General features: G+C 70.4%; 10 protein-coding genes. 4 read left to right on the forward strand and 6 right to left on the reverse strand.

The annotated features are described in order from the left end of the window. Together JHN63_RS04035 and JHN63_RS04040 are read left to right on the forward strand one after the other, a co-directional pair. A partial coding sequence (locus JHN63_RS04035; protein ID WP_234476110.1) for a VWA domain-containing protein occupies positions 1-890 on the forward strand: 890 nt, incomplete at its 5' end. Further along, the gene (locus JHN63_RS04040; protein ID WP_200677269.1) at positions 887-2,749 is read left to right on the forward strand and encodes an SWIM zinc finger family protein; all 1,863 of its coding nucleotides are present in this window, start codon (positions 887-889) and stop codon (positions 2,747-2,749) included. The genes JHN63_RS04035 and JHN63_RS04040, both read left to right, overlap by 4 nt. A gap of 110 nt (positions 2,750-2,859) precedes the next feature. On the opposite strand, the gene JHN63_RS04045 is transcribed toward JHN63_RS04040, so the two are convergent. Then, on the reverse strand, positions 2,860-4,428 hold the full coding sequence (locus JHN63_RS04045) for an MFS transporter (protein ID WP_200677270.1): 1,569 nt from the start codon (positions 4,426-4,428) through the stop codon (positions 2,860-2,862). Between the two features lie 576 nt (positions 4,429-5,004). After that, positions 5,005-5,796: a hypothetical protein gene (locus JHN63_RS04050; RefSeq protein WP_200677271.1), complete on the reverse strand. Its 792-nt coding sequence runs from the start codon at positions 5,794-5,796 to the stop codon at positions 5,005-5,007. 126 nt (positions 5,797-5,922) lie between these two features. Between JHN63_RS04050 and JHN63_RS04055 the strand changes: the two genes are divergently transcribed. After that, positions 5,923-6,132: a hypothetical protein gene (locus JHN63_RS04055; RefSeq protein WP_374222890.1), complete on the forward strand. Its 210-nt coding sequence runs from the start codon at positions 5,923-5,925 to the stop codon at positions 6,130-6,132. Positions 6,133-6,204: 72 nt separating this feature from the next. Here the strand turns inward: JHN63_RS04055 and JHN63_RS04060 are convergent, their stop codons facing one another. Both JHN63_RS04060 and JHN63_RS04065 read right to left on the reverse strand, forming a co-directional pair. Beyond that, positions 6,205-10,395: a beta-galactosidase gene (locus JHN63_RS04060; protein WP_200677272.1), complete on the reverse strand. Its 4,191-nt coding sequence runs from the start codon at positions 10,393-10,395 to the stop codon at positions 6,205-6,207. 225 nt (positions 10,396-10,620) lie between these two features. Then, positions 10,621-11,934, reverse strand: coding sequence for a hypothetical protein (locus JHN63_RS04065; RefSeq protein WP_200677273.1), 1,314 nt, complete (start codon positions 11,932-11,934; stop codon positions 10,621-10,623). A 212-nt stretch (positions 11,935-12,146) separates the two neighbouring features. Between JHN63_RS04065 and JHN63_RS04070 the strand changes: the two genes are divergently transcribed. After that, positions 12,147-12,509: a response regulator gene (locus tag JHN63_RS04070; protein WP_200677274.1), complete on the forward strand. Its 363-nt coding sequence runs from the start codon at positions 12,147-12,149 to the stop codon at positions 12,507-12,509. 14 nt (positions 12,510-12,523) lie between these two features. Here the strand turns inward: JHN63_RS04070 and JHN63_RS04075 are convergent, their stop codons facing one another. Together JHN63_RS04075 and JHN63_RS04080 are read right to left on the reverse strand one after the other, a co-directional pair. Continuing rightward, positions 12,524-13,183: a response regulator transcription factor gene (locus JHN63_RS04075; RefSeq protein WP_200677297.1), complete on the reverse strand. Its 660-nt coding sequence runs from the start codon at positions 13,181-13,183 to the stop codon at positions 12,524-12,526. A 59-nt stretch (positions 13,184-13,242) separates the two neighbouring features. Beyond that, complete coding sequence (locus JHN63_RS04080) at positions 13,243-15,087, reverse strand: sensor histidine kinase (RefSeq protein ID WP_200677275.1); 1,845 nt, start codon at positions 15,085-15,087, stop codon at positions 13,243-13,245. Positions 15,088-15,212: the final 125 nt, after the last annotated feature.

Raw genomic sequence — 15,212 nt, forward strand, 5'->3', positions numbered from 1 at the left:
TGCTGCTCGGGCATCCCGCCCGCGCCGCCGACCAGGGCCGTAGCGACGTACTGGCCGAGTTGGATCCCAACTCCGTGCGTCCCTCGGTGGATCTGCTGACCTCCGTGCTGACGCTCGCGGGCGGGATGCCCGAGCAGCAACTGGCCCGGCTGCGCCCGCTGGTGCGCCGACTGGTCGACGAACTGGCCAAGGAGCTGGCCACCCGGCTGCGCCCCGCGCTGTCCGGACTGGCCACCCCGCGCCCGACCCGCCGCCCGGGAGGCCGGATCGACCTGCCGCGCACCCTGCGGGCCAACCTGGCGCACGCCCGCAAGAGAGCCGACGGCAGCACCTTGGTCGTGCCGGAACGGCCGGTGTTCAGCACGCGTTCACGCAAGGAGGCGGACTGGCGGCTGATCCTCGTGGTCGACGTGTCCGGGTCGATGGAGGCCTCCGTGATCTGGTCGGCGCTGACCGCGGCCGTACTGGGCGGCGTGCCCACGCTCAGCACGCACTTCCTGGCGTTCTCGACGGACGTGATCGACCTGACGGACCGGGTCGAGGACCCGTTGTCCCTGCTGCTGGAGGTGCGGGTGGGCGGTGGCACCCACATCGCGGCCGGTCTGGCCCACGCCCGCTCCCTGGTGACCGTGCCCAGCCGGACCCTCGTGGTGGTGGTGAGCGACTTCGAGGAGGGCTACCCATTGGGCGGCCTCCTCGGCGAGGTACGGGCGCTCGCGAGTTCCGGGGTGCACCTGATGGGCTGTGCCGCACTGGACGACACCGGTACGCCGCGCTACTCCGTGCCCGTCGCGCAGCAACTCGTCGCGGCCGGGATGCCCGTCGCCGCCCTCAGTCCCCTCGCCCTCGCCCGCTGGGTGGGCGAACGCCTCCGCGGAGAGACCCGATGAACCCCCAACTGCCCCCGGTGGCACCCGAGGTGGCCGCTGCCGCCGTGGAGGCCCTGACCTCACGCCTGCGCAAGAAGCTGGACGCCGCGATCGAGACGTACGCGGCCGCGCCCGTCACCGTCGAGGGAGCCGTACGACGGGTGCGGTGCGGTGAGGACGCGGAGGTCGTCCTCGCTCCGGGTCCCTCGGGTGCGGTCACGGATGCCGAACAGGCCGTGTGCAGTTGCCTGTTGGCGCCACGGTGTCTGCACCGCGCCGCCGTGCTGGGCGCCTGTCCGGTGGCCGACGCGGAGGCAGCCGTAGCCGAGGAGGTCGAGTCGCCGGAGCGGAACACTGTTGACGCCGACGTCGATGTGCCCGGAGTGGATACCGTAGCGGCGCCGCAGGCGGGCCCCACGGACGCGCAGCTCGCAGCCGCTCGCTCACTGTGGGCCGCCGGGGCCGCGGTGCTGGCCGCCGGGGTGCCCGCGGCAGGTGCGGTGGCGCAGGCTGAGGTGCTGCGCGCCTCGCACACCGCGCGACTCGCCGGGCTGCACCGTGCCGAGGCGGCGGCGCTGCGGGTGGTCCGTGGAGTGCGCGGCGCCCGGTCCCGCCACGACGGCCACCGGCTGGCCGATCTGGTCGCCGCCCTGCGTGAACTCCTGCTCACCACAAGCCTGTTGGCGGCAGCCGATCCGGCCCCGGCGCTGGTCGGAACCGCCCGCCGCGCCTACCGGCCGGAAGGCTCCTTGCGCGTGCACGGGGTGTGCCGCGAGCCGGTGATCTCCGCCACCGGGTACGGCGGTGTGGTCACGCATCTCATCGCCGACGACGGGCGCTGGTTCACCGTCGCGGATGTGAAACCGGGCGGGGTCGCCCGTGCGCGCGGCGCCGCCACGGCCACCGTCGCGCTCGGTTCGGGCAGCCTCGACCATGCCGGGCTCTCCCGTGGCGGGCTGCTGATCTCGGGGGCGACGCTGTCCTCGGACGGCCGTCTCGGCGCCGGCAAGGGAGTCCGGGCGACGCCGCTCTCGGGCCTCTCCTGGACATCGGGCCCCTTGGCCGCCCTGTTCGCCCGGCCGCTCGCCGAGGCCGTCGCCGCCCGGCTCGGGAACGTTCCGGTGAGCGACCCGGAGGAGGCCGAGCGGACGGACGGTGAGCTCATCGGCTGCGATCTGGTCATCGTCGGAGTGGTCGACCACCAGTTGCTCGCACAGGAGTTGACCCCCGGCCGGCCGGAGACGGACGGCCTCCTGATCCGCTTGCTGCCGTCGAACGGCCACCCCGACCTCGCCCACACCGCGAACCTTCGCCGACTGGCCGCCCGCCCCGGGCTGCGGCTGCGCGTCGTCGGCCGCCTCGACCCCGATCGCGCGGCCACGCTCCGGCCACTCGCCGTCGGCCCGGTGCCGGACGAGAGTACGGCGACGCTGCGTCTGCCGACGGAATGGCTGGGCCACGCCGATCTCGGCTACGACCGCATCGAGGGCATTCATCTACCGCCCGCCGACGCCCTGTCGGAGACGCCCGGGTTCCTCTCCGTCCCGCCGGACCCGGTGGCCGAGGCGCCGTTGTGGCGGCTGCGGCGCTTGGTCGAGGTCGCCGTGTCCGGCGGCCGCAGGGCCGCCGCCGAACCCGCGCGCGACGGTGACCGGGCCGGAGCCGTCGTGACGCTGCGGCGGGCCGGTTTCCGGACAGCCGCGGACCTGTCGCACGCCCTCGCCTCGGAGGCGGACCGGCGCGGCCGCGATGTCTTCGGCCGTACGGAGGAAGCCGATCCGGACGGTTACGCACGGGCCTGGCTCGCGGCGGCCGTCTATCTGGCCGGTACGGAACGGGCACTGGTCCGGGCCACCTGGCAGCCGTCGGACACCATCTGAATCCGGACCACCGGGCCGATTCCCTGAGCGGTGACCGTCGCCCGGCGCCTCAACCGCTCACGGGTCGATGGAAGAGATTCCGGTCTCCTCTTTCGTCCCGTGCCGTGCCTTCAGTCTCCTGTGTCCGATGCCTGGGCGGCCCTCAACTCCCGCTTGTCGGTGGGCAGTTCCTGTTGGACTCCGCGGCGCAGGCCGAACAGGGCGACCACGAAGGCGACAGCCATGATCACACCCATACCGAGGAGAACCGAGCGCGTGGCTTCGGCCACGTCCAGTCGGACGAAGTGCGGAATGGACGCGGTGCTGCCGCTGCCCTGTCCTGAACTCAGTTGGGAGATCGACTTGGCCTCCCGGCTCGCCGCCGCATGGCCCATTCCCTGCGCGATCAGCGAATCGGTGATCCGTGACTGGAGCACCGAGGCGAAGATCGTGCCGAGGACGGCCAGGCCCAGGCTGGAGCCGTAGTTGCGCACGGTCTGGGTGGCTCCGGTCGCCTCGCCGTAGGAGAGCTGGGAGACCCGGTTGACCGCGTCGGTGTTGGACTGCCCCAGCATCAGGCCCATGCCCGCACCCGCGAGCACGATGCACCACACGATGCGGCTCTCGCTCAGTTCGGTCACCCGGCCCGCCCACAGGAAGAAGCCGACGCAGGCCAGTGCGCAGCCCAGCACCACGGGTCGCTTGGCGCCGATCCGGTCGAGCATCCGTCCGCCGATCTGCGCGGCGACGACGAAGCCGAGGAAGACGTAGAGGAGGTCGAGGCTGGCCTCGGAGGCCTTCTTCCCGAGGGCGACCTCCGCGTACACGCTGGTGAAGAAGAACACCGGCACGAAGGCCGCCATGGCCACGCCCAGGACGATGTTCTGCACCAGGAAGGCCCGGTCACGGAACAGGTCGACGTCCAGCAGCGGATGGGTCGTTCGCTTCTCGACGAGGACGAAGACCAGGAGCAGCAGCAGGCCCACGACGATGCACAGCCAGGTCGCCGCGGAGTCCCAGCCCCACAGATAGGACTGCTGGAAACCGAAGATGCTCAGGGCCACACCGGCCACGATGAGTGCCAGTCCGCGGTAGTCCATCGGGGCCGGGCGGTTCGGGGTGTGCGGGCGTGCCATCGCGATGAGCACCAGTGCGACGACGGCGACGGGGATGTTGACCCAGAAGATGGCCCGCCAGGTCCACTGCGTCAGCCAGCCGCCGAGGATCGGTCCGACCGCGGTGAGACCGCCCGCGATCCCGAAGAAGAGGGCGAGCGCCTTGCCGCGCTCCTGCAACGCGTAGGAGTTGACCACGATGGCCAGGGCCGCCGGGTACATGAGCGCGCCGCCCGCCCCCTGGAGCGCCCGGAACGCGATCAGCCATCCCTCGGCTGCGCCGCCCTTGGGCGTCAGCCCGCACAGTGCGGACGCCGCGGCGAAGACGACCACCCCGAGGACGACCATGCGCCGGTGCCCGACAGTGTCGGCGAGCCGTCCTCCGAAGGCGAACAGGGCGGCCATCGCGAGCAGGTAGGAGTTGATGGCCCACTGCACGCCGGTGTTCGTCAGGCCCAGCTCCGCCTGGATGTTCGGTGCGGCGATGGACACGATCGTCTGGTCGATGAACGTCATCGCCACCGCGAAGATCATCGCGGTCAGCGTCAGCCGACGCGACGAGGAGGAGGTTCCAGTTCCGGACATCGGTGCCCTTTCCGAGCCGTGTGCGGTTACGAGGTGGCGGTCGCCCACGCCCGGCCCGGTGGCGGAGCAGGCGGTGGACGGAGTCCACAGCGGGCAGGCGCGATCAGGGTCCGCGCAGCCGTACCGAACGATGCTTCGGCGGAACACGTCATACGGGCATCTCCACTCGCCTCGATGAGGCTCATGGTCGCCTCCAGCTGCGACTTCCGCATCCGTCGGCCGGGCCGACACCGCCGGGAGACGGCGGCGGCTACGGCATTTCGACGCGGCGGCAAGGGGAGAGGGCACTCCTTCGGAACCTCTGGGCTCACTTCGTCCGAGCGGGTTGGAGACGGCCACCAGCACGTCGCACGTCGACTGCGAGGCGGAATACCCGCGAGGGAGCTGGGTGCGGAGGTCGCCGAGGACAGTACGGCCGGCCACCCCACGGCACTCGCCCGCACGCCCTGCGGCAGGCAACCGGATCGAACGTCCGACGTCCGCTCGACGCCGGGTCGGCGTCCACCCCGGATGAACGCCGACCCGGCCCCTAGCACCCGCGCCACGCCGCCGACGGGCGGGAGCGAGCGCGGTCCATCACCTGACGTCGACGAAGTCACCCGTCGCCGTGGACGGTCCGGTGGTGGCGGTGCCGGTGAAGACGTAGCGGAAGTAGCCGTCGGACTTGGCCTTGGTGGTGGTCTTCAGCTTGCCGCCGACACCGCTCGTGACGGTCTTCAGCGCGGTGTAGACCGAGCTGCCCTTCTTACGGAACTGCAGCTGGACCGGTCGGCTCTGGTAGCCGGTGTAGGTGCCGCTCTCCCAGTTGGCGCGGGTCAGCTTCCCGGTGACCGTGATCGTCCTGCCCTTCTTCACCGGCTCCGGCGAGGCGTTGACGGTCACCTTGGCGGCCCGCTTGAAGTCGGCCGTGCCGGAGACGTCGATCTCCGTCCAGTCGTCGGTGCTGTCCTGCGCCCCGGCGAGCACCTTCCAGGTACCGGCGAGGGCGTTGTGGTCGAAGTCCCGTGCGGCGTCCACGCCGAAGCTCACCTTGCACGTGGAAGTGGTCGGGTCGGCCGCCGACACCGCGCAGGTTCCCGCCGGTGGGTACAGCGGCAGGATGCCGTCGGCGTCGTCGGTGTTGGGACCGTGCCACAGGTAGGCCCAGGACGCGACGACGGCCTCCGGGTCGTGGGCCGTCCATGTGATCGTGACGGTCTTTCTGGTGGTCAGGCCGAGCACGATGTCCTTGCCGCCGTTCACCACGACGTTCGAGAACGTGGTCTGGTCGGCAACGGCCGTGTCCGCCGCGTGGGCGGTGGCCGGAAGCACCGATGCGGAAAGGGCGGCCGTCAGAAAAGTGACGGCGACGGTCGGGCGGATGCGCATGAAGTCCCCCCTCGGGACGCTGGGTTCGCCGCTTCCCCGTACGGCGGAACCTGATGGTGTGTCATCGATGGCTAGACCCACGAGGGACGGTTCCGGTTGCCCCGCTCTTCGAACCAGTGTCCGCATGTGCGGGGCAATCGCCGCTTCGGTGCCGGCGCCACCGAAGCGGCCCGGCGTGAGCTGAGCGAGGAGAGTGTGGTCGAGGTAGTGAAAGCGGAAGCCGCCGAGCGGCTGGAGGTCGCCGCGCAGTTGACCGCGCCCGCGCACCGAGCCGCACAACTCCGCGCCGAGACCGCCGAGTTGCTTCGCTTCCTCGACGGTTCGGGCGACGCGTAGCAAGACAGCTCTTCGCGTCGCCCCCGAAGGGACTCATGAGAAGGACGGGGAGCAGACGGGCACGGCGCCCACTCAGTCACACGTCAGCGTCGGCATCCCCCAGTCCCCGTGGTCGTTGCCGTTGCCGTCGCCCGCGTCACCGACCTTGAGGTCGATCACCTGGGCGCCGCTGACGTCGACGTCGATCGGCACCGCGGCCTGTTTCCCGTGGATCGTCGGCGTGGTGACCAGCGTCTTGCCGTCGGCGATGACGGAGAAGGTCACCGTGCCCGCACCGCCGGTCTCGTCGTCGACGCCCACGTCCGCCGTCAACCGCGAGCACTGTCCGGCGAGATAGAGCTCGACGTCGCTGACGGAGTTGGTGCCCAGCCCCTTGGTGTAACCGACGCCGGCGATGGTGATCGGACGGCCGTCACCGGCCGCCTGCTCGCCGACGCTGGTGTCCCGTTCCACCGGGCCCCATCCGTTGGTGGACGACAGGAACGACAGGGCGCTCACATCGCTCGTCCCGGCCGGTGGAGCCGGCGGGATCCCGCGGACGATGCGTTCGTCACCGCCCGTGGCCTGCCGTCCGTTCTGCCGGTAGCGCACGGTGGTGCTGAGTGCCGAGGCGGAGGGCAGTGTTCCGGTCGGCGGCGCGACCTTCCAGGTGAAGGTGGCCGACCCGCCGGGCCGCAGCCGCTCCACCGACGTCGGGCTCGTGGCACTCACTCTCCAGCCGTCGGGGGCGGAGAGCGCCGCCGTCAGTCCGGACGCGGCCGGTCGGTCCTTCGGCACCCGTACCGTCGCCCGGGCGGTGAAAGCCTGCCCGGGTTGCGCGGTGTCCGGCGCGTCCAGGGTGACATCCGCTCCCGGGCGCTTCGGCATCGCGTAGGTCCGGGCGTCGTAGCGCGGGCTGTCGTTCTGTGCGACGCGGAGGGACGAGGCGTAACTGCCGTAGTCGGTCAGCGAGACCTTGCCGAGGCCGCCGGTGCTGCCGTCGAGGTTCCACACGGCGATGGCGATGCTGTTGTGGCCGTCGGGGTTCAGGATGCCGTTGGGGACCGGGAACGTGTGCTGCGGGCCCAGGTAGTTGACGTAGTTGCCGACCTGCCAGCCGTTCACGAAGATCGTGGCGCGGTACTTGCGGGACGGGTCGTCGGTGAACGTCAGGCCCAGCGAGGTGTCCTGGCCGTGCGGCAGGTCCAGCTTGGCGTCGGTGCGGTACCAGGAGACTCCGGGTGTCGTGTCGGTCGTCGGGAGGGACACGCGGTTCCAGCCGCTGTCCGGGTAGCCCGGCAGGGACCAGCCGGCCCGTTCGCCGTAGAGGCCGCCCGTCGACAGGGGGCCGCGGACCGTGTCCTGGAGGTCCTCGCCGCCCCGTACGCCCTGGAGGCGCCAGGTGACGGACGTCAGTGGCGCGCCGACGAGGGAGGCGCTGGTGAGGCCACGCGCGGTCTTGTTGCCGTTGGTGGAGTTGTAGTCCTCCTCGTGCCCCATGTTGACGGTGAGCACGGAGAGGACGTTGTCGCCCGTGGACTTCACCGAGCCGGCCGGGAAGGTGAAGTCACCGCTGCCGGTGGTGGAACTGCCCAGGAAGGTCCCGTTGAGCCACACGGAGAACGCCTGCGCGCCTCCCCCGGAGTCCGACACCAGGTGGATGCCGGTCTCCTTGCCGCCGGCGCGGAAGCGGCCGCGGTACCACGTGTTGCCGGTGTGGAAGCCGTAGTCGTCCGCGTAGAGCACCGGCAGCGAGTTGACGCCGGAGACGCTGTTGGTGGTCGCCTTGTCGGCCACCTGCCAGCCGGTGTCGTCGAAACCTGGGGCCGCTTCGGGGGATTCCTCGGCGTGCTTCCAACTGGTCAGTGTCGGCAGGTGAATCGGGGCGGCCACCGCGATCTTCCCGGCGATGCTTGCCCTGTTGACTGCCGGAGCGCCCAACGCCCTGCCGTTCCAGGTGACTTGGGCGGCGGAGGTGAACACCTCGATGTTCTTGTCGTCGGCGTTGTCGCCGGTGAGCGCCAGGGTGCGGCCGCCGTGCAGGCTGGTCGCCGTCCGCAGCAAGTGGGTGCCGCGCACGAGCACCGGGCCGCTCGCCGTGTCCTGGCGCCAGAACGTCTTCGCCGTGTCCTTGTCGCCGACGAGCAGGAGCAGCGGGCGGTTCCCGTCGCCGTTGACGGTGATCCGGATCAGGCCCTTGTGCGTGTAGTTGAGGCGCAGGTCCCCGGTGGCCGGGTCCCAAGTGGTCGCGACCGTACCGCCGTTGGCGGTCACGGTGGGCTCGGTGGCGTAGCGCAGAACGGTCTCGCCGTCGCTGTCCTCGTCGCCGTAGAGCACGGCGAGGTCCCGGTCCCCGATGGTCGCGTCGGTCATGATCTCGGAGGTCGAGTACTGCAACTGCGCTTCGCCGAGGCGGTAGTTGGCCACGATCACATGCGAGTCGCGGCCGTCGAGCGTGATCGCGGTGCCGGGCTGCTGCGGCACGACCGGGTAGGTCGGCTCCGCGCCGGCCTCGGCCGTCGGCACGTCGATGGCGTCGACGGCCACGTAGTTGTCCGTGGAGCCCGAGGCGTGGTTCCCGGCGACGACGATCTTCAGCGTGTGCGCGCCGGGGGTCAGACCGGTCTTCTGGAAGAGCACCGCGTGGCTCTCACTGCCGGAGTCGTCGACCGTCGCCGCCTTGGTGCCGTCGAGGTAGACGTCGGCGTAGCCGTGGTTGTTGGTCTTCGAGCCGATCCAGCGGATCGCGGTGCCGTCGAAGGGGACGGTGAGCGAGTCGCCCGCCTTGTTCGAGAACGACTCCGTGTGCTGGTAATCGCCCCCGGTGTAGCTCGTGTTGGCCACGTGTGACCACGAACCGGCGTACTGCAGCGCGGAGTCGGGGTCGTCCCAGGTGTAGGTGGTGTCGGCGGACGGCTGGGCGTTGAAGTCGAGTGAGATGTGCGTCCTGTCGACCGCGGTGGAGGTGGAGTTGCCGTGCCGCAGGACGTGGAACTGCGTCTTGGTGTCCGGGTTCATCCGGGCGGTGTCCACGACCGCCGAGTCGTCCGGTGGCGTGGCCCTGATCGCCTCGGTCTTCGTCAGCGGGGCGACCGCCTGCGTGAAGTACCCGATGAGCTTGTCCTCGTCGTACTTCGGGTCGAGTTGCCGGGTCTCCCGGATCGCGGCTCCATAGTCGTACGACGTGTAGTTCTGCGGCATGCCCAGCCAGCCCCAGTTGGTGCCGCCGTAGGTCATGTAGAAGCTCTGCGCGGTCGCGCCCACGGCGATGTTCTGCTTGTAGAACACGTTGGCGAACTGGTCGTTGATGAGCTGGGCGCACTTGTCGTAGCCCGGTCCGCCCCAGGGGTCGAAGGCGCCGCCCTGGAACTCCGGTGAGTACAGCGGTTTTCCGGCGGGGTGGTCGTAGCTGATGTCCGGGACGCCGTTCCACTTCGAGGGGTTGGAGCAGTCGAAGCCCTGGGGGTAGGAGTCCGGGCCGTCGACGTCCAATGCGCCGGTACCGGAGTTGAAGGTGCCGTTGTTGTTGCCGGTCAGCGGGACCGTGATGCCGTCGGCGCGGGCCTTGTCCTCCAGGTGCTGCATGTAGGAGCGGCCGGCGGTCGAGCCGTTGTAGTACTCGTTCTCGACCTGATAGGCGATCACCGACCCGGTGCCGTTGGTCAGTTGGTGGCGGGCGATGATCCGGTCGATCTGTGTCAGCCACTCGTCCGCGTACTTCAGGAACTGCGGGTCGTCGCTGCGGTTGTTACCGGCCTTGGTGGTCAGCCAGCCGGGCAGTCCGCCGCTGTCGACCTCCGCGTTGATGTACGGCGCCGGACGGGCGATGACGTAGAGGCCCGCCTCCTGCGCCATGTCGAGGAGCTTGTCGACGTCCCGCACCCCGGTGAAGTCGTACACGCCCGGCTTGGGCGAGTGGTAGCCCCAATCGAAGTACAGGGAGGTCGAGTTGAAGCCGGCGGCCTTCATCTTCTGGAAGATGTCGCGCCACAGGTCCTGGCTCGGGAGCCGGAAGTAGTGGAACTCGCCCGACCACAGATAGGTGCGCTTGCCGTCGACGAGGAAGGAGTAGCCGTCGAGGGTCACGGTGTGGGGCTGCGGACTGACGGCCGGCGGCTGCGCACTGACTGCGGGCGGCCGCTCTCCGATGTCCTGCGCCGCCGCGGTGGCCGGCGCGGTCAGGCCCGCCGCCAGGGCGATGGTCGCGGCCGTCGCCAGGACCGCCCTCCACCACCGACGCCGACCGGATCTCGCACCCTCTGAACCGTTCCGACTACCCCGCACGGCGGCCTCCAGACCGACTGGGCGAACAGCATCAAACAGACTCAGGCAAAGTCGAACAGTAAAGGTGTGCAGGGCGCACCACAATGGGGCGGGAGAAGACAATTGAGAGACCGGTCCTCACGCGCGCACCGGCCGACGTACCGCGATCGCGTCCCACACGAAACCGGCCGCCCACCCACGGGGACGAACCGTGGATGGGCGACCGGTTCCTGTGGGCGTCAGCCGTCAGCCGGTCGGTGTGGTGTCCAAGGGCGTCGGCGACAAGGTGTCGGTTCCGGTGCCCGGACACTCGGACAGTGACAGACCGTCGGGCCCGCCGGTGAGCGCCGTGGCCGTGACCCAGCCGGTGCCGCCCGCGTTGAGGAGCAACTCGACCCACAGGTCACTCGCGTAGCCGTGGGCCTGCACCGACCCGCCGTGCGTCACGCACACCGCCCGGTACTGGGCTCCCGGCTCGATGTGGCTGGCCTGTTCACCGGTCGTGCCGGGGGCCGTGCGTACGGGCGCGTACGCGGCAGCCTCCACCAGGGCAGTTCCTGGCACAACCGTCTCGGAAGGCTCCCCGGAGGGTTCGTCAGTACTGCTCGACGAAGGCGAGGGCGAAGTCGAGGACGAGGCCGAAGGCGAGGGTGCCGTCGCCGCGACATACACCGTGACCGGCGACCGTCGGCTCACCGTCACATGGTCCCCCGGCCCCGGTGCGCCCTCGTCCACCGGAGGCAACCGCACCGGGTCGGCCGAGCCCTCGGTCGGGATCACGACCCGTGCGACGGTGCCCTCCGTCACCCCGTCGGCCGGCTCCGCCGCGTACTGGACCTGAAGGCAGTCGGCCGTCAACTCCGCGACTGTGTCGGCGACTTCGGCTCCTGCCGAAACCTCGGGGAGCGTGATGCCGATGGCGTCGGTCCCCGCACAGGAGGACGCCGTACCGGAGGGCACGGGCGAGTCCTGGTCCTCGGTGTCGGCTATCTGCACCTCGGTCACGCTGCCGGGCTTCGTGTGCGTGGCATCGACGACGATCGTGCCGCTCTTCGCCAGGGCGAGCGGCTGTCCGTTCAGTGCGGGCTGGACGCTACGACCCTCCGCCGCGATCTTGTACAGGGAGTAGACCGAACTCACGCTCCCTTCTGCGTAGTTGACCGACCGCGCACCCGCCTCCGTGTAGTTGACCGACCGCGCACCCCCTTCCGCATAGTTCGTGTAATCCGTATATTCCGCGTACGCGGCGTGGACCGGCCCCGTGGTCCGGTCCACGAACGCGCTCTGATCGGCTGCCGCGCCCCCCACCAGATGCCGGATGGCCGCCACGAGATACGGCTTGGGGTTGCCCAGCTCCTGCTGGAATCCCGACACCGAGACCTCGCCCAGCGGCGTGACGATCGACGCGTCCGCGCTGACGCTGATGCGCCCCGACGAGTCGATCGTGAAGGTCACCGGCAGGAAGTTGGGTTTGAAGGAACCCGACAGCCCGTCAGCCGGCTTCTTGCAACCGGTGACCACCAGCGCCGCGAGCAGTACCGGCGCGAGCAGCCTCACCATGGAACCCCGCATACGTTCCCCCCGAAAACGAATCCCGATCCACGGGTCGTACGCCGGGCCTTTCACTCCCGGTCACGCCCGCGCCCATGGGCTGTCCGACCAGTCTGAGTTCGCGGCCGGTCCGGGTCTTCGGGGCAGCCACCCGTCTCGGGACCGGTGTTCTCAGTGCTGGCCCTGATGCCCTAGGTCAGGGGATCCGTCAGCATGAGGTCATGGGTCGCAGCGTGCTTGTCGTGGACGACGATCCCGCCTACCGGGCCGCCGTACGGGCCTTGTTGGAGGCCGACGGTGAATACGCCGTCTCGGAGGCCGTCTCGGCCTCGGCCGCGGTCGCGAGGATCGCCGGGGGGAATCGCCCCGACCTCGTGCTGCTGGACCTGGGGCTCCCGGGCGAGGACGTGTTCGCCGCCGCCCGGGAGCTCGACGCGCTCGCGGCGGGCGTGGTGATCGTGCTGTGTTCGGTGCGGGAGGCCGACGAGTTCGGCGGGCGGATCGCCTGCTCTCCGGCGGCCGGTTTCCTGCCGAAGGCGCGACTGTCGGCCGCCGCGCTGTCCCGTTTCGCGGCGGAGTCCTGAGGCGGCCGCGATGGTCAGTCGGAACGGTCGGACTGCAAGTAGGTGAGGACGGCGAGGACGCGCCGGTGGTACTCGCCCTCGCTCTCGTCGGGGAGTCCGAGCCGCCTGAAGACGCCGCCGACATGGGTCTCAACTGTCTTGACGCTGACCACCAGTTGGCTCGCGATGGCCGGGTTGGTCAGTCCCTGGGCCATGAGTTTCAGCACCTCCAGTTCCCGTGCGCTGAGCCTCGCCAGACCCTCGTGCCGGTGACGGCCGTTGAAGAGGAGGCCCAGCACCTCCTGGTCGAACTCGCACTCCCCCTGGGCGATGCGGCGCACCGTGTCCAGGAAGTGCTCGTCGGCCACCCGCTCCTTGAGGAGATAGCCCACGCCCCTGACTCCAGAGCCCGTCAGTTCGCTGAGATGGGTGACCTGGACGCTCTGGGAGAGCAGGAGAATCCCCACACCGGGATGGGACTGCCGGATGTCCACCGCGGCCCGCAGGCCTTCCAGCCGTTTCGTGGGCGGCATCCTGATGTCGATCACCGCGAGGTCGGGGTCGGTACGGGCGACCGCGGCGCGCAGCGCGTCGGCGTCGCCGACCTGGGCGGTGATCCGGTGCCCTCGGCTCTCCAGCAGCGCGGCGAGCGCGGACCGGAACAGCCGCTCGTCGTCGGCGAGCACGATACGCAGAGGGCGTGTCCTGGGTGTATCTCCCTTCGACGTCCATTCCGGCGGCGGTCCCGAAGCCGTCATCCTCGTCCGTCCTCCCCCTCGGCCGGAGCCGTCCGCCCGGAGCGCGCGTCCTCGACACCTGTCGGCCCGGGGCGTCCGGTCACCAACTCGGCGGTCACGACCGTCCCTTGACCCGGCGCGCTGGTGACGGTCATCTCGCCGTCGAACACCGCGACCCGGTCGCGAAGACCGAGCAGCCCGGTGCCGGCGTCCGGGTCGGCGCCGCCGACGCCGTCGTCGGTGACCGTGAGACGCAGCACGCCGTCCTCGTGCCGGACCTCGATGTCGATGCTCGTCGCGTGGGCGTGCTTCAGGGTGTTGGTGACCGCTTCCGCCGCCACGAAGTACGCGGTGGCCGCGAGGGGCCGCGGCAGCTCGGGCACCGCCGTCGCGCTGACCCGGACCGGGCAGGGGGACCGGGCGGCGATCATCTCCAGGGCCGCCACCAGTCCCGTCTCGCTGAGGACCGCCGGGTGGATTCCGTGCGCGAGGTCGCGCAGTTGGTCCATGCCCTCGCCCATCAACTCGCCGATACGGTCGAGCAGTTCGGCCAGGTCATCCAGTTCGGACGATTCGGACACCCGCCGGTTCGCCAACTGTTGCCGGGCCAGCCGCAGCGTCACCAGCGCGGTGACGAACCTCGACTGCGCTCCGTCGTGCAGGTCGTGCTCGATCCGCCGCCGCTGCTCGTCGCCCGCCTCGACGATACGGGCGCGGGAGGCACGGACCTCGGCCAACTGCGCCCGCACCTCGGCGGCGAGCCGTTGGTTGTCCAGTTCCAGGGCCACCGCGGACACGACCGCCTCCAGCACATAGCGGTCCTCGCGCAGCGCCGGGTCGTGGAGCAGGACACCGACCCGTCGGCCGTTCCGTTCCAGTGGGCTGACCTGCTGTCCAGGTGCGGCGCTGAGCGTACGGCCCTGGCTGTCGACGTATCCGGCCGCGTCGGGGGCGGGGAATCCGACCTGTACGGAGCTGTCGCCGAGGGCTCTCGCGAGCGCGTCCCGCAGTTGTTCCTTCGAGGCGAGCGGCATCCGGCGGAGCAGATCGGCCACGGCGGTCCGGCCCATCCGGACGCGCCACACCCCGGCCAGGAACGCCAACGGCAGCAGAAGTACGGCCACATGCGCGATGTTGATGAGAGGGGTGTGCGTCCATGAGGGCCCGGTCCCGAGCATCCCGTCCAGCGCGGAGGCGAGACCGCCCATCAGGCCCACGGCGAAGAGCGGGGTGAGCACGCGCCGGGCCGGACGTGTGGCGGTCGTCCAGCGGACCAGAAGTACGGCGACCACGGCTCCGCTCATGACGAACTGGACCACGTCGGTCAACTGGCGCAGCCAGTCCACGGGGTGCACCAGCAGCAGGTTCTCCACGACCGAGGTGGAGAACAGGACGCTCACCGGCATCAGCCCGAAGGCTGTCAGATATCCGGCACCGGCCAGCACCCGATCGGTCCGCGACCTCAAGAGGCCGTCCGGGAACATCAGCAACAGCGGTATGAGGAACCCACTGGACGCCGAACGGACAAGCAGCCCCACGGTGTGCACGACCGGATCGAGGCTGATCTGCAGGTCCTCCGCGAACCAGCCGATCCCGACCAACAGCATCATCAGCCCGACACGATTGGCGGGCCGACGCAGGCGCGCCAGCAGTCCGGCGCCCAGATACAGGCCGCCGACAGCTCCCGAGAACAGGATCGTGGTCGTGGTGGTGTACCGGCCCGGTGCGGTCACGATCAGTACGTACGTCCCGAACACCGCGCCGGACAGGGCCAGGGCGACAGCCTTGCCCCGAACCGACAGCCGCCGCCGTAAGGGTGCGGCCCACCACCCTGGCCGGGGCGAGCCGGCGGAGGCCGCCACAACAGGCCCCGCGCCCGACGACGGCACACCTGCGGCACCGGACAAATGAGCCGCCCCCTCCCCCACCGACGCGGCTACTCAGCGTAGCGCCGAAGCGACGGTCCAGCGGCGGAATCCGTGTATTC

Source organism: Streptomyces sp. MBT65 (assembly GCF_016612545.1).
Lineage (GTDB): Bacteria > Actinomycetota > Actinomycetes > Streptomycetales > Streptomycetaceae > Streptomyces.